13 protein-coding genes and 1 pseudogene are annotated in these 15,147 nt (G+C 71.1%); 10 read left to right on the top strand and 4 right to left on the bottom strand.

The genetic code is table 11. From position 1 onward, the window contains the following. The first annotated feature begins 222 nt into the window (after positions 1-222). Genes ACFWRT_RS00865 through ACFWRT_RS00850 form a run of 4 tightly spaced genes read left to right on the top strand, consistent with a single transcriptional unit; the run spans position 223 to position 5,081 of the window. Positions 223-801, top strand: coding sequence for a 2Fe-2S iron-sulfur cluster-binding protein (locus tag ACFWRT_RS00865; protein ID WP_380948865.1), 579 nt, complete (start codon positions 223-225; stop codon positions 799-801). Continuing rightward, positions 798-1,808: an FAD binding domain-containing protein gene (locus tag ACFWRT_RS00860; protein ID WP_380948864.1), complete on the top strand. Its 1,011-nt coding sequence runs from the start codon at positions 798-800 to the stop codon at positions 1,806-1,808. The genes ACFWRT_RS00865 and ACFWRT_RS00860 overlap by 4 nt, the downstream gene beginning before the upstream one ends. After that, positions 1,805-3,958, top strand: coding sequence for a xanthine dehydrogenase family protein molybdopterin-binding subunit (locus ACFWRT_RS00855; protein ID WP_380948863.1), 2,154 nt, complete (start codon positions 1,805-1,807; stop codon positions 3,956-3,958). Before ACFWRT_RS00860 ends, ACFWRT_RS00855 begins: the two co-directional genes overlap by 4 nt. Beyond that, positions 3,951-5,081 (top strand): XdhC family protein, encoded by a 1,131-nt coding sequence (locus ACFWRT_RS00850; RefSeq protein ID WP_380948862.1) that lies wholly within the window; start codon positions 3,951-3,953, stop codon positions 5,079-5,081. Before ACFWRT_RS00855 ends, ACFWRT_RS00850 begins: the two co-directional genes overlap by 8 nt. 22 nt (positions 5,082-5,103) lie before the next feature. On the opposite strand, the gene ACFWRT_RS00845 is transcribed toward ACFWRT_RS00850, so the two are convergent. From ACFWRT_RS00845 to ACFWRT_RS00835, 3 genes are all read right to left on the bottom strand, one after another. Further along, positions 5,104-5,376 carry a DUF3253 domain-containing protein gene (locus ACFWRT_RS00845; protein WP_380948861.1) on the bottom strand — a complete coding sequence of 91 codons (273 nt, stop codon included), beginning with the start codon at positions 5,374-5,376 and terminating at the stop codon, positions 5,104-5,106. Positions 5,377-5,451: 75 nt separating this feature from the next. Continuing rightward, positions 5,452-5,856: an SRPBCC family protein gene (locus ACFWRT_RS00840; protein ID WP_380948860.1), complete on the bottom strand. Its 405-nt coding sequence runs from the start codon at positions 5,854-5,856 to the stop codon at positions 5,452-5,454. 97 nt (positions 5,857-5,953) lie between these two features. Further along, positions 5,954-6,286: a hypothetical protein gene (locus ACFWRT_RS00835; RefSeq protein ID WP_380948859.1), complete on the bottom strand. Its 333-nt coding sequence runs from the start codon at positions 6,284-6,286 to the stop codon at positions 5,954-5,956. A 517-nt stretch (positions 6,287-6,803) separates the two neighbouring features. Between ACFWRT_RS00835 and ACFWRT_RS00830 the strand changes: the two genes are divergently transcribed. After that, positions 6,804-7,778, top strand: a complete 975-nt coding sequence (locus ACFWRT_RS00830; protein WP_380948858.1) for an alpha/beta hydrolase — start codon at positions 6,804-6,806, stop codon at positions 7,776-7,778. A 106-nt stretch (positions 7,779-7,884) separates the two neighbouring features. On the opposite strand, the gene ACFWRT_RS00825 is transcribed toward ACFWRT_RS00830, so the two are convergent. Beyond that, the gene (locus ACFWRT_RS00825) at positions 7,885-8,349 is read right to left on the bottom strand and encodes a bile acid:sodium symporter family protein (protein WP_380948857.1); all 465 of its coding nucleotides are present in this window, start codon (positions 8,347-8,349) and stop codon (positions 7,885-7,887) included. 627 nt (positions 8,350-8,976) lie between these two features. Between ACFWRT_RS00825 and ACFWRT_RS00820 the strand changes: the two are divergent. The 5 genes and pseudogenes from ACFWRT_RS00820 (at position 8,977) to ACFWRT_RS00795 (ending at position 15,114) form a co-directional block, all read left to right on the top strand. Further along, a pseudogene (locus tag ACFWRT_RS00820) lies at positions 8,977-9,648 on the top strand (Rossmann-fold NAD(P)-binding domain-containing protein). Between the two features lie 281 nt (positions 9,649-9,929). Continuing rightward, positions 9,930-11,156, top strand: coding sequence for a DUF6236 family protein (locus ACFWRT_RS00815; protein WP_380948856.1), 1,227 nt, complete (start codon positions 9,930-9,932; stop codon positions 11,154-11,156). Between the two features lie 594 nt (positions 11,157-11,750). Continuing rightward, complete coding sequence (locus ACFWRT_RS00805) at positions 11,751-13,073, top strand: toll/interleukin-1 receptor domain-containing protein (protein ID WP_380948855.1); 1,323 nt, start codon at positions 11,751-11,753, stop codon at positions 13,071-13,073. Beyond that, positions 13,073-14,080, top strand: coding sequence for an AAA family ATPase (locus ACFWRT_RS00800; protein WP_380948854.1), 1,008 nt, complete (start codon positions 13,073-13,075; stop codon positions 14,078-14,080). The genes ACFWRT_RS00805 and ACFWRT_RS00800 overlap by 1 nt, the downstream gene beginning before the upstream one ends. Beyond that, the gene (locus ACFWRT_RS00795; RefSeq protein WP_380948853.1) at positions 14,080-15,114 is read left to right on the top strand and encodes a hypothetical protein; all 1,035 of its coding nucleotides are present in this window, start codon (positions 14,080-14,082) and stop codon (positions 15,112-15,114) included. The genes ACFWRT_RS00800 and ACFWRT_RS00795 overlap by 1 nt, the downstream gene beginning before the upstream one ends. Positions 15,115-15,147: the final 33 nt, after the last annotated feature.

The following is a 15,147-nucleotide window of genomic DNA, read 5'->3' as shown; positions in this document are numbered from 1 at the left end:
CGTCCTTCTTCGGCTGGGACACGCGTCCTCCTCCACGGGTTCGTGGCCGAATCCCGTCCTTGTTAAGCGGACAGGTGTCCGTTACGTTGAATGGCGAAGCGGACAGTAGTCCGGTTAGGGCTACCTTAGCGCGGCCCGCCACCCGTAGGCACACCGGTGGCGGCTCCCGGGCCGCTGCCGCACCGCCGATCTCCTGTCACCGGACACCGAAGAAGGCTGATCATGGCCCCAGCATCCTCGTCGACCACCAGCGCGATCACCCTGAACATCAACGGCGAGAAGCACCACCTGTCCGTCGACCACCGCACCACCCTGCTCGACGCCCTGCGCGAGCGCCTCGACCTCACCGGCACCAAGAAGGGCTGCGACCAGGGGCAGTGCGGGGCCTGCACCGTCCTGATCGGCCGGCGCCGCGCCGTCGCCTGCCTCACCCTCGCCGTCGCGGCCGAGGGGCGCGAGATCACCACCATCGAAGGCATCGCCGACGGCGACGACCTGCACCCCGTCCAGCAGGCCTTCCTCGAACTCGACGGCTACCAGTGCGGCTACTGCACCCCCGGCCAGATCTGCTCGGCCATCGCCGTCATCGAGGAGCACGCGGCCGGCTGGCCGAGCGCCGCCACCGACGACGTACGCCCCGAGGCGGCGCCACCACCGCTGACGCCCGACGAGATCCGCGAACGGATGAGCGGAAACCTGTGCCGCTGCGGCGCCTATGTCTCGATCGTCCAGGCCGTCTCCCGTGGCGCCCAGGCTCACGAGGAGTCCCGTACGGCAGCAGCCGAGGAGGCCGCCGCATGAAGGAGTTCGACTACCGGCGCGCCCACGACGTCACCGGCGCGGTCGCCCTGCTCGCGGCCGACCCGGACGCCCGGTTCCTCGGCGGCGGCACCAACCTCGTCGACCTGATGAAGACCGGCGTGGAGCGGCCCGCCCTGCTCGTCGACGTGACCGAACTGCCCCTGGACCACGTCGAGTCCACGACCGACGGCGGTCTGCGCATCGGAGCCACCGTCACCAACAGCGACCTCGCCGCCCACCCCGAAGTCCGCCGCCGCTACCCGGCGTTGACCCAGGCCGTCCTGGCCGGTGCCTCCGGCCAACTGCGCAACATGGCCACCGTCGGCGGAAACCTGCTCCAGCGCACCCGCTGCGGCTATTTCTCCGACGTGAACGGGCCCTGCAACAAGCGTGTCCCGGGCACTGGTTGCCCGGCCGTCACCGGTGAGCACCACAACCACGCGGTGCTCGGCGCCTCCGGCCACTGCGTGGCCGTGCACCCCTCCGACATGGGCGTGGCCCTGACGGCGTTCGACGCCCAGGTCGCGTACGAGACCCTCGACGGGCCGGGCGAGATGCCCCTCACCGACCTCTACCTCCCCGTCGGCGACACCCCGCACCGCGAAACCGCCCTGCCGCCGGGCGCGTTGATCACCCACATCACGCTGCCCGCCGCGCCCGCCGCAGCCAACTCCCGCTACCGCAAGGTGCGCGAGCGCGCCTCGTACGCCTTCGCCATCGGCTCCGTCGCCGCCGCGCTCGACATCGAGGACGGACGCGTACGCGAAGCCCGGCTCGCGCTCGGGGCCGTCGCCTCCCGGCCCTGGCGCGCCCGCGCGGCCGAAGCCGTCCTGACCGGCGCGCCGGCCACCGGCGCGACCTTCGCCGCCGCCGCGGACGCCGAACTCGCCGCCGCCAGGCCGCTGCCCGACAACGGATACAAGGTGACCCTCATGCGCAACCTCGTGGTCTCGGTCCTGACGGAACTGACCGAACCGACCGAACCGGCCGAAGGGGCCGTCCGATGACCACGACCACACCCGGCCCCAGGGCGCTGCGCGCCGCCGTCGGCACCGCCCGCACCCGTGTCGAGGGCCGCGACAAGGTCACCGGCGCCGCGCGCTACGCGGGCGAGATCCCCTTCGCCGGCCTGGCCCACGGCTGGCTGGTGCTCTCCACCGTCACCCGAGGCCGCATCGTCACGATCGACACCGCCCCGGTCCTCTCCCTGCCGGGCGTCCTCACCGTGCTCCACCACGCCAACGCCCCGCGCCTGCACACCGATTACCTCGGCATGCTCGGCACCCCGCCGGACCCGGCCGCCGCCGTCTTCCAGAACGACCGGGTGCCGTTCGCCGGCTGGCCCGTCGCGCTGGTCGTCGCCGAGACCCCCGAGCAGGCCAGGGAGGCCGCCGAGGCGCTGGTGGTGACGTACGACGAGGAGCCGCACACCACCGTGCTGATGGCCGACGACCCCGCCGCCTACGGTGCCGCGGGTCACATGCCCGCGGAGACGGAGAAGGGCGACCTGGAGACTGAACTCGCCGCCTCCGCGGTCGTGCTGGACGAGGAGTACACCACTCCCGAGGAACAGCACAGCATGATGGAGCCGCACGCGGCGACCGCGCTGTGGGACGGTGGCCGGCTGGAGGTCGTCGACTCCAACCAGGGCGCCGGCTGGGTCCAGTCCGAGCTGGCCCTGATGTTCTCCCTCGACGCGTCCTCGGTGCGGGTGCGCTCCGAACACATCGGCGGCGGCTTCGGCAGCAAGGGCCTCCGCGCCCACCAGGTGTCCGCCGTCATGGCCGCCACCGCCCTGCAGCGGCCCGTACGCGTGGTCATGACGAGGCGTCAGACATTCACGCTGGCCGGCTACCGCAGCCCCACCACCCAGCGGGTCAGGCTCGGCGCGGATACCGACGGCAGGCTCCGCGCCCTGGAGCACCGCTCGCTCAACCAGACCTCGACCGTGTACGAGTTCGTGGAGCCGAGCGCGGGCGTCGCCCGGGTCATGTACGACGCGGACGCCCACCGCACGGCGAACCGCGTCGTCCGGCTCGACGTGCCGTCCCCGACCTGGATGCGGGCGCCGGGGGAGGCGCCGGGGTCGTTCGCGATCGAGACGGCCCTCGACGAACTCGCCGAACGCACCGGTCTCGACCCGGTCGAACTCCGCCTGCGCAACGAGCCCGAGGTGGGCCCCGTCTCCGGCCTCCCCTTCAGCACCCACAACCTGGCCGCCTGCCTCCACGAGGGCGCCCGCAGGTTCGGCTGGGCCGACCGCGACCCCCGCCCGGGGATCCGCCGTGACGGCCGCCTGCTGCTCGGCACGGGGGTGGCGGCAGCCTCCTTCGAGGCCGGAGCCATGTCCTCCACGGCGCTGGTAACGGCGGAGGCCGACGGCTCGTACACCGTACGGATCGCCGCCGCCGACATCGGCACCGGCGCCCGTACCGCGCTCACCCTGATCGCCGCCGACGCCCTGGAGACCACGCCCGAACGCGTCCGGGTCCGCATCGGCGACAGCGACTTCGGCCCCGCGATGATCGCCGGCGGTTCCATGGGCACCCGCTCCTGGGCCTGGGCGGTCACGGCGGCCGCCGCCGAACTCCGGGAGCGGCTCGCGGGGGCCCCTGACATCCCGCCGGAGGGGATCACCGTGCGCTCCGACACCACCGAGGCCCTCAAGGCCCTCGCACAGAAGGAACGGCACTCCTTCGGCGCCCAGTTCGCGGAGGTCGCCGTGGACCCCGCCACCGGCGAGGTGCGGGTCCGCCGCATGCTGGGCATCTTCGCGGCGGGCCGGATCGTCAACCCGCTCACCGCCCGCAACCAGTTGGTCGGCGGGATGACGTGGGGCATCTCCATGGCCCTGCACGAGGAGGCGGTCCGCGACCGGAACACCGGCCGCCACTACGCCCCCGACCTCGCCGGCTACCACGTGGCCACGCACGCCGACGTCCCGGACATCGAGGCGGACTGGGTGGACGACCACGACCCGGACGACCCGGTCGGCATCAAGGGCGTCGGGGAGATCGGCATCGTGGGCGCGGCGGCGGCCGTCGCCAACGCGGTCTGGCACGCCACCGGCGTACGCCACCGGAACCTGCCGATCCGCCCTGACCGCATCCTCGCAGCCTCGGCACCGCGGCCCCGCCCGGGAGCGGCGGATGCTTGACATCGCCGACGCACTGCACCGCTGGGCGGCCGAGGGCAGGGAGTTCGCGGTCGCCACCGTCGTGGCCGTCGACGGCAGCGCCCCGCGCGGGCCCGGCGCCGCGCTGGCCGTCGACAGCGAGGGGACGGCGATCGGCTCGGTCTCCGGCGGCTGCGTGGAAGGCGCGGTCTACGAACTGTGCGCCCAGGCACTCCAGGACGGCCGGTCCGTCCGCGAGAGCTTCGGCTACAGCGACGAGGACGCCTTCGCGGTGGGCCTGACCTGCGGCGGGGTCCTGGACATCCTGGTCACACCGGTCCGCACCGGCGCTCCGGAGCGTGCGGTACTGGCGACCGCCCTCTCCGCCGCCGCCTCCGGCGAGGTGGCGGCCCTCGCCCGAGTGGTGCGCGGCCCGGCGGAGCTGCTGGGGAGGGCCCTGCTGGTCCGTCCCGACGGCGCCGACGAGGGCGGGCTCGGCGGCCCCGCCGGCCTGGACCGTGCGGCGGCGGCCGAGGCCCGGGCGCTCCTGGACACCGGCCGGACCGGCACGGTCACCCTCACCGAGGACGGCTCGCACTGCCCCGGCGGACTCACTCTGCTCGTCGAGTGCAGCGTGGAGCCGCCCCGCATGATCGTGTTCGGAGCCGTCGACTTCGCCGCGGCGCTCGTACGGGCCGGCAAGTTCCTGGGCCACCACGTCACGGTGTGCGACGCCCGGCCCGTCTTCGCCACCCGGGCCCGCTTCCCCGAGGCGGACGAGGTCGTCGTCGACTGGCCCCACCGCTATCTGCGGAGCACCCGGACCGACGGGCGCACGGTGCTGTGCGTCCTCACCCACGAAGCCCGGTTCGACGTGCCGCTGCTCACGGAGGCGCTGCGGCGGCCGGCCGCGTTCGTCGGCGCGATGGGCTCACGCCGGACCCACGAGGACCGGCTGCGGCGGCTGCGCGAGGCGGGGCTGGACGAGGCCGAGCTGGCGCGGCTGCGATCACCCATCGGCCTGGACCTCGGGGCCCGTACGCCTGAGGAGACGGCCCTGTCCATCGCCGCGGAGATCGTGGCGGCCCGGCGCGGCGGGACGGGCCTGCCGCTGACCGGCGGGGCGGAGCCCATCCACCGGACCCTGGTGCGGTCGGCGGCCTGAGGACCACCCGGCCCGGCCGGTCTCAGCGCGGACGCCGAATGCGGATCGGCCCGTGCGCCTCGTCCGGATCGACGCTCCGGCCACCCTGGGTGATCTCCACCTCCCCGGCCGCCACCAGCCGCCGCGCCGCCCGTCGGGCAGGCTCCATGAGCGCGCGCCAGCCGTCGTCGTCCCCGTCGTAGGCGGCTCGCGCGGCATCGGACGGGCAGATGGTCGCGGTGGGCGCGCGCCCGTCGAGCAATTCCAGGATGGCCTGTTCGAGCCGTCGGCCCTGCTGCTGCCCGGTTCCGGTCATGCGCCGAGTGTCCCATCCGCCCCGAAACGTCGCGCGCGGACCGCCCGGGCAGCCTCGGCAAGGCGCCGTGACCACTCAGCGGGCCCGCCCGCCGTCTCCCGGGGACACCAGACGGCGCAGAGCGAGGCGAGCCAAGGGCGCGTACACCACGACCACCGCAGCCGGTCCCTCGATGCGCAGCTCGGTCTCCGCTCCGGACGGCGCGCGGTCCCGCACGGCATGCCACAGCCGCATCCGCACCGGCCCCACCCGGACCCGCCAGCACCAGGTGCGCGCCTCATGGTCGACGGCCTCGACGACGAAGTCGACCCCCGGCCCCACCAGCGGCACCACCCGCCCACGCATCCCTGCCCGCAGTTCGGCCTCCGCCTCCACCGCCCGGATCTGCGGAGCCCACGTCGGCCAGCAAGCCGTCCGGACGTACCGCTGCCAGACCCTCTCCGCGCTCGCCGCGCCCACGGCACGTACCGTTCGCTTCACGCCTTCACCCTGCTCGTGACGACCATCGGCGGCAAGCTGGGCCCGCCACCTGGTGCAGCAGCAGCTTGCACAGCGCAGTCCAGCAGGAAGGGTGCGATCAGGAGACGAACGCCCGCAGCAGGGCGGCGAAGGCGGTCAGCTCCTCGATCATCTGCGTGGGGAGCGGCTTCTCGTCGAAGCGGGCGATCCTGTTACGGATGTCTTCACGCGCTTCAAACGGCCGATGAACTGCTCCCGGCGCATGGTCGGCCACTTCAGGGCCTCCCAGTTGAGATTCGCGCGCTCGCACCTGGGAGAAACTCTCGGTACGCATCAGGAAGGTCGCGTGAGCCAGGAAGTTGCCCAGGGCCACTCCCCGCACCCCCCGCTTCGCCGACGGAATGTCACCGAGCGGCAGCCGTTGGGGAAGCGAGGGGAGTGCCTCGTCCATCTCCGCCCCGGCGTCGCTCTTGACGAGCCCGGTCTGAGCCGGGACGGAGGCGACGGGGACCACGTCGACACTGCTCCGCAGTCCGCCAGTCCGCCAGTCCGCAGACCGCGCGTCCGGAAGGGTCGTCAGTCCCGAGTCCGCCAGCGCCTGCGAGATCAGGTTGTACGGAGAGTGATTCCAGCAGCCATCTCCGGTGACCGTCAAACGGTTCTCCGATGAACGGGATCTCCATGAGCGCGTCCCACTGCCGTCGTGACAGCTTCTGCCCGCCCCGCTCAAGCGCCCCGAAGCACCGCCAAGCACCCCGGACCACCTCGTCCCCGCAGCCCCCTGCGGCATGAACGGCCGGCGGCCTTCTGCGCGGGTTACGGTGGACGAATGGGGCGCAAAGGATGGAATCGCTCATTGTCGTTCTGAGGCGTCCACCGCTTCAGCAGCCGATGGGGTCGCGTGAACAAGGGGCACACCTGTGTGCCGCGGACGGAGCACACGAGTGTGCCCACGAAAGGAAGCCGATATGACTGATCTACCTCCTCCGATCACCCCGTACCTCGAACCCGCGGCGAAGGAGCTGTGCGAGGCCACGGACCCGCACCCGCGGATCTACGAGGTCCCCCCGGAGAAGGGCCGGGACATCCTGCTCGGCCTGCAGAGCGACGAGAGCGTGCCCCGTCCCGAGGTCGACGAGCAGTGGGTCGACGTGGACGCGGGCCGGTGGGGCACGGTCCGCACCCGGATCATCCGGCCCAAGGGGGCCACCGGACAGTTGCCGGTGGTGTTCTACATCCACGGCGCCGGCTGGGTCTTCGGCGACGACAAGACCCATGACCGCCTCTTCCGCGAACTCGCTGTCGGCGCCGGTGCGGCCGGGGTCTTCCCCGTCTACGACCGCGCACCCGAGGCCAAGTACCCCACCCAGGTGGAGCAGAACTACGCCGTGGGCCGGTGGGTCCTGGAGCACGGTGCGGAGCACGGCCTGGACACCTCGCGGATCGCCGTCACCGGCGAGTCGGTCGGTGGCTGCATGTCGGCCGTCTTCGCGCTCATGAACAAGGAGCGCGGCGGGATCGACCTCAAGGCGCAGGTCCTGCTGTACCCCGTGTCCGACGCGGACTTCGACACCCCGTCCTACCTCCAGTTCGCCGAGGGCTACTACCTCACCCGCGACGGCATGAAGTGGTTCTGGGACGCCTACACCAGCGACCCCGCCCAGCGCACCGAGGTGTACGCCGCCCCGCTCCAGGCATCCCTGGACCAGCTCCGGGGACTGCCCACGACCCTCGTCATCACCGACGAGGCCGACGTCCTGCGCGACGAGGGCGAGAGTTACGCCAACAAGCTGCGCGAGGCCGGAGTCGACGTGACCTCGGTCCGTGTGGCGGGCATGGTCCACGATTTCCTGCTCCTGGACAGCCTGCGCGACACCCGCGCGGCCAACGTCGCCCGGACGCTGGCCGTCGACGCCCTCAAGAAGGCCCTCCACAACGGCTGAGCCGCCCAGATGCCCCGGCGGTCTCCTTGCGTGACAGGCGCGCTGTGGTCTGGCGCCGGGCCCGGGAGGAAGGGGCGGACCACTGGCCGCCCCCTCCTTTTCCGGTTCAACCCGCCCCTGCGGCTTCCTCAACGGGGCGACGGTTGCCGAGACGGGTCATTATCAGCCCGGCGAGCGCCGCGACGGGGTAGGTGAGTACGCCGTAGACGGCGGCGGGCACAGCCAAGCTGACGCTGCCGAGCACGCTGATCGCCAAGGTCATGGCGACCGTGCTGTTGTGCACGCCGATCTCCATGGAACAGGCGACCGCCTGCCGCTTGTCCACGCGTGCCAAGCACGGCATGAAGTACCCCGTGGCGAGACTCAGCACACAGAAGAGAAGCGCTACAGGCCCCGCATCCACGAGGTGGTCGGCAACGTTCTCCCGTTCGGCGAGTACGGCACCGACGAGGACGACGACCAACAGGTTGCGCACCGGACGGTCCATACGCCGCGCGAACGCCTCCGATCGCCGGCGCACGATCAGGCCGATCGCCACCGGCACGAGCACCAGGGCGAAGACCTGGAGCACCTTGCCGAACTGCGGCCACGTGCTGTCCTTGCGAGAACCCGATCGGAGGTTGCTCCCGAGCTGCCTGAGCAGCCAAGATCACCGTGAACCCTCGCAGGGCGTCAGCCCCGCGACACTTCCCGACGCCCCGGGCCAGGCGGCGAGAAGGCAGGTCGTACCTTGAAGCCGAGGGCGAAGTCGCCTTCGGGGAAGCCGAGTCCGTTTGTTCCTCACGCTTGACGGCGGTACCGACGGGCCTCGGTCCGGGAAGCCGCTGGAAGGGGGGTGAGGGGACGGGGGACGAGCGTGGTCGTGTCCAGGCCCTTCCGATGGCGGGTGCTCCTGGAGTGCTCGCCCTTCTCGCTTCGAGGGTTTTCACCGTCTGCGACTGGGTGTGGTCCCCGATGACAGTGCCATGAGCCGCACGGCTCAGCTCCGCGGCCCGGCCCCCGCTACCTGACCGGCGGTCTGATGGCGCCGGCTGCGATGCAGGCGTCGGTTCCTGCGGCAATGATGGATCTACGACGGCAGTCAGTGCGCTGAGGCGCATCGCAGGAGTGCGTGGGGCTCGGTCGAAGATTCCGCGGGTCCGAGGAGCCTCACGCTCCTTCCGGGCATCGAGTGGACATGAAAGTAGGGATGCGTCCCATGCAGACAGTTCTGGGCGCCAACGGGTCGATCGGCGACGAACTCACCCGAGAGCTGTACCGGAACTTCACGCACGACATCCGGCTGGTCAGCCGACAACACGTACATGTACCCGGGCACGACCACCCTGCAGACCGAGTCGACCCGTTTCGAGCCGCACGGCCGCAGGGGCCGGGTGCGCGCACAGATCGCGACCATGCTGCTGGACTCGATGAGCGCGGGAACGGTCGACGCCGTCATCTGCCGGGCGCCGGAGTTCCGGACCGGGAAGGGCCAGGAGCCTGACCAACTCGCTCGTCTTCGAACGGATCTGGGCGGGCAAGCGGCCGCTCGTCCCTGTCAGCGCGAAGACGGCCCGGTCCCTCATCTGGACACCGGACGCCGGCCGGGCCATGGCCCTGATCGGCAACGCCCCGGACGCATACGGCCAGACCTGGCACCTGCCCGTCGACGTACACCGCCTCACGTACGCCGAGATGCTCCGATCGGCCGAACAGATCACCGGTCGCCGAATTCCGTACTGGTGTTGCCTCTGGCCGCTTTCAGGATCGGGGCCGCTTCATCGGGCAACTCGGAGAGACCCAGCAACTGCTGCCACGCTACCGCGGGGACAACTTCTTCGACACCTCGAAGTTCACGACGCGTCTTCCGGACTTCCCCGTCACCTCCTAACACGAGGGCATGACCGAGATCCTCAGCTGACACCCCCACGGAGGCCACCAACGTGCCAGGGCAGGAACCGGCGCTTTGCCGGAGGGGCGAGCCGGATACGTCGATCCATGCGGCAGACGCATGGGGGAAGGTGCCGGAGGCACCGGCGCGGCGCCCGCGACGCTGACCCGGGTCGTCCCGGTGGAGCCGTCCACCGGCGCCTATCATTTCACCTGCAGCGGCGCTGCTAGATGGTGATCGGTCCAGAGGTCGAGCTGGGATGTGTCAGGGGAGTCGGAAGATTGCGGCAGATCGGGTTGTACTACCCTTATGTGCATGTCCAGAACAATGACTGGATGAAGGTGGCGGCCTTGTACTGGCCGCAGTTGGCCCGCGTGGTTCCCCGGGGCTATCCCATCCGGGATTCCGAAACGGGTAAAGCCCTGGCCGATGGACTCGACTTCTTCGTTCCGCTGGAGCCCGGTGCTGCGCCCGCAGCCGTGGAGACCGCTTTTCTGGAGACCATCCGGGAGCACGCCGGGACGTTGCGCCGATACTACGAGGTCCGCGCAGGGCAGACCCGCGACAGCACGACCGTACCGCCGTCGTTGCGGCGTACCAACCTCTATGCTCCGCATGCCCACAGGGATCACCGTTCCCACGCTCGGCCCGGTGGCTACATCGCGCATGTGTACTGGCAGGAGGTCTCACCGGCCTTGCGCGAGGCGCTGATTGCCGAAGGGCTGGCAGTCAACGCGGACCGCCCGGAGTCCGAGGGGGCGGAGCCGTCCGGCACGTGGATCTCGATGGACCCGATGCTGGCGTGGGTCTACAAGTGTGCGCTGACCGACGAGATGGCGCGGCGCAACCGACTCGTGCCGACGACGGACCAGATGGCGGCGCATCGGGCGAGTCAGGAATGGGACACCGAACGGATCAGGACCGTTCTGCTGCGGGGCCGGCAATCGCGTGCCGCTCCATCCGTGTACGCGGTTCTGGGAGAACTGGCCGTCCGGATGGTCCTGCCGGCCGACCTGGCGAATCTGCCGGTCGACAAGGTGATCGAACTCCGGAAGAGGTATGAGGCCGAATTCGAGACCTTCATGGATGAGGTGGCCGGCGTCGCAGGCGAGATGCAGGAGCACTTGGCGGAGATCGAGGATCGCGAAGTCCTCGCCACTCACCTGCGGCACGTGCACCGGACCCGCTTCGAGCGCCCACTGAACGGCCTTAAGGCTGTGATGAAAAGCCTGAAGATCGACGCCGCAACTGGAGTGCTCAACGTCCAGACAGGAGCCCCTGCCGTCCTGGGTGCGGTGGGCGGCTATGCGGCCGGAGGTATGCCCTATGCCTCCGCAGCCGGCCTCGCGTTCGGCTTGGTCGAATACCGTCGGCAGATCGGCAAGCAGCGCGACGAAGCCCTTGGCAACTCCCCGGTGTCCTTTCTTCTCCAGGTGGAGAACGGAGCGGGGCCCGCGAGTGTGATGCGTCGCCTGACCCGCCGTGCCCCCGATATGCGCGGCGGGTGACGGATCCAGTCGGATTCAGGTCCAATAGCTGGCTGTTCGGCTGTTTCCACGGCAGGCGGCGGTGCTCGCCGAGGTCATGGCCCCGGTTCGCATACGGACGCCGGGGCTTGCGACGGCGGCGTCCCGGAGCCCCTGAGTCGGCGGAACCGCGTCGAGCAGGGGCAGGAGCTGGGTGACATCGTGCCGGTTGCCGTCGGCAAGTACGAGGCTGGCGGGCTCCGCAGCGGTGATGAGACCATTCAGTGTACCGATCTCGCCGAGCGTACGGAAGTTGTTGGGTGGACGCCGGTCTGATAGGTGCTACGCACGCTCAGGGAGCACAGCTCCTGGACCGGCTGGGGAACCGCCCGCTTCCCCAGCCTGCATCTGTCGGCGCCCCGGCATGGCTGTCCGGCGGACCGTAACGACCTCACGTAGCCCACGGAGGCTCCGTGTGAGCTGGTGGGGATCCGTGCCGACGCCACGGGGGAGGCTTTCGCCCCGCCGGATTGACGCAAAGCGCTCCCGGCGGTCTCGGAGCTGGAGCACAATCGCTCCTGTGATTCTCAGGGGCAGAGCCAACGCGATGCCGCATGGAGCTCCGGTCGGGCCGGTATGAGCTTACGGATCTTCATCAGCCACGGGGCGGGCAGGGACGCCGACGTGCGGGCGGTGCTGGAAAACATCGTGCCGCGCCTGACCGCGAGCGGCTATGACGTGTTCATCGATGTCGAGAAGCTGCGTGCCGGCGACGAGTGGCACGAGGTGCTGTACCGCGAGATGTACCGGTGCGACGCGGCGATCGTCCTGCTCGGTCCGGAGACGGTGGCTGCTCCCCGCTGGGTACGGCGCGAGGCCGAAGTCCTGGTGGGCCGCTTCAAGGTCGGCGGACTTGCCGCCGTGCTCCCAGGGATCGTGGGCGGCGTGAGCACGGCCGAGGCCCGCAAGCAGGGGTTCGACGCGCTCCTGTCGATCCAGGCCGCGATCTGGCAGTCCCCGGACGACGAGCGGCCTGCGGAGGCGGACACGCTCACCGTCGCCGACCGCATCATGGCGGAGTTCTCGCCCCAGGATCTACGCTCGGCGAACACCGGCGCCCGTGACTGGGCCCTGCGCGTGGCCCGCTACCTCGAATCCGCCCGCCGCCGCAACCCGGGCAGTCTGCTGGACGCGGCCCGCCGCCTGGGCCTCACCGACGAGGAACTGATGCATGTCAGCGCCCGGATCGGCGCTGAACTCTTTCTTTCCCACCGCATGTTGAGCGGTGGCATCAGGGAGGAACTTCCGACAGCGGTTGAATGGCTGAAGCCCGCACTCGGGGCGGACCAGCTCCGTCAGCTGTCCGCGGAGATCCTGCCGAGCTGGGTCGACCAGGAGTCGGCCCGCCGCTTCCTGCCCGCGGCGAACGCCGTCCCCGAGCCCGATGCCGGCTCGCCCGTGCTCGTGTTCAACGCCTACGAGGAATGGACGGTGGAGCAGTACGTACGCCGAGCCGTGTGCAACGCACCCGACACCTACAGTTTCGGCGCCCTGGAGCGCGGGCTGCCCGACGACGACGCGTCGCCGGCGGAGGCCCTCGAAGCCGCCTGCCGCACCGCACTGCGCCAGGTCTTCCGCGTCCCGCCCCGGATGCCGCTGAACTCCCGGACCGTCCGGCCCAAGAACGGGACCTTCAGCTACCTGGTGCTCAGCGCCGCCGATCACTCCGTCGAGGACCTGGCCGCGGTGACCCGCTCCCTGCGAGACGACTTCCCCTGGCTGATCGTGGTGGTCCTAACCGGCGGCGCCGAACCTGGGCGGGTGGCCGGGATCGCGGACACGGTCGTCGTCGTGCCGCCGATCACCGAGGAGACCGAGCTGGCCGCGTACCAGCTCAAGCAACGTCTAGACGCGGTCGTCCAGGATTCCGGCACCTTTCCCTTATCCGAGGTGAGCTGATGTTCCCCCAGGCACTCGAATCGACCGACATGCCGGACCGCCGCGACGGGCTGATCTACGTCATGCCCTCGGACCTGTCGCTCGCGGTCGAGGTGGCACTGGCGACCGGCCGGCCGCTGCTTCTGCGGGGAGAGCCGGGCTCGGGCAAGTCCTCGCTGGCACCCTGGGTGGCCAGGGAGCGCGGCTGGCGGTACTACGAGCACGTGGTGACCTCCCAGACCCGGGCGCGTGACCTGCTGTGGTCCTTCGACGCCGTGCGACGGCTCGCGGACGCCCAGGCGGAGCGCCGTACCGGCCCTCGCCGGGCCCCACGGCACTCCGAGGGCAGATACGTCCAACCGGGCCCGCTGTGGTGGGCCTTCGCGCCCCGGTCGGCCGAGCGGTTCGTCAGCCGGTCCGCGGGCCGGCACGGCACCGGCCCCGAGCACCGGCCGTCCGGGCGAAGCCGTAAGGAGTTCAGGGCGGAGAAGGGGCGCTCCCCTGACCACGCGGTCGTCCTGATCGACGAGATCGACAAGGCGGACCCCGACGTGCCCAACGGCCTCCTCGTACCCCTGGCGTCGAACGGGTTCGTGGTGGCCGAGACCGGAACCGAGGTCTCGGTCGAACCCCCGGAGCAGCCCACCGACATCCCCTTCTCCCGTCATCTGATCGTCATCACCACCAACGAGGAGCGGGAGCTGCCCCAGGCGTTCCTGCGCCGCTGCGTCATCGCCCGGCTCAAGCCTCCGGAGGACGTGAAGGAGCTCGTCAGAATCGCCCACCAGCACCTGACGGCCCGGCTGCCGGAGGTCTCCCCAGCAGATCTGGAGCTCGCCGCCGCCCTGGCTGAGGAGTTGCGGGAGGTCCGGCGGGCCGCAGCGCGGGACGGTGTGCGGCGCCCCAGTACGGCGGAGTACCTGGACGCCCTGTGGGCCTGCCGCTCCCTGGACATCACCGTGGACGATCCGCGTTGGGAGGCCCTGCGGGGCCTCACGTTGGTCAAGCCGCAGCAGTTGAGGGACTGATGCGGATGCCGGAGGGCCGGACCACAGGAGGACGGGCATCGGGCACGGACAGGTCGGCCGGTATCTGGGTCGGTGACCTGGCCCGGGCGCTGACCCGGCTGGGCGTCGATCAGGACGACGGCGAGAAGGTGCGGCGTATCGTCGCGCTGCTGGGCCTGCGCGGTTCGGTCTCGGGCCCGGAGCCGGCCCCGCAGTGGCGGGCCCCCGCCGTACCGGAGGCGGAGGAGGAGCGCAGTGCCGCTCCACCAGCTTCCCCCCGGGCGCCGGATGCCGATGCCCCGCCGGAGAACCTCGACTCACTGCCGTCGACGGCGGACGGGACCGCTGGACCCCTGCCCCTCCTCACTCCACTGGCAGCAGACTCGGACACCCGGCCCGAGTGGAGGTTTCCCGCGCTCGCCGAGCGGGGCGACGGGCCCGCCGAAGCCGAACCGGGCCACCATAGCCTGCTGCCCCCCAACTCGGAGACGGCCACCTTGCAGACCGTGTTGTCGCGGACCGTGCCCGAAGGCGAGATCGACACCCACCGGCTGCTCGAGGAGTTCGCCACCGGCCGCCCGCTTCAGGAGCTGCCCCGGCTGCCGGTGCGCACCCTGCGCTTCGGGACCCAGGTGCTGGTCGACCTCGGCCCCGGCATGGAGATGTTCGCCCGGGACCAGGAGGAACTTGTCAACCGCATCACTGTGATCGTCGGGAGGCACGCCACCGACGTCCTGTACTTCGCCGGCTCACCCCTGAACCACGCCGGTCCCGGAGCGGGCTGGACCTGGCGGCCCTACCGGCCGCCGGCCGCCGGAACCCGGGTCCTGATCCTGAGCGGGTTCGGCTGCAACCTGCCGGGGGCCGGGCCCGTGACCACGGTCTGGCAGGAGTGGCAGGAGCTCACCGCGCTGCTCCGGCGCAGCGGCTGCCGACCCGCGGCGCTCATCCCGCTGCCCCCGGACCGCTTCCCGGCCCCGCTCACCTCCCTCATGCCGGTCGTGAGCTGGGACCGTTCCACCACCACCGTCCAGGCCGAATCGAGGGTCCCGTGACGACGGCCGGTCCCCGGCTGCCCGGTCTGCCCG

Source organism: Streptomyces cyaneofuscatus (genome assembly GCF_042718795.1).
In the GTDB taxonomy this organism is placed as follows: Bacteria; Actinomycetota; Actinomycetes; order Streptomycetales; family Streptomycetaceae; genus Streptomyces; species Streptomyces cyaneofuscatus_A.
Note: the sequence above shows the minus strand (reverse complement) of the source record. Positions and strands in the feature narration are given on the sequence as shown.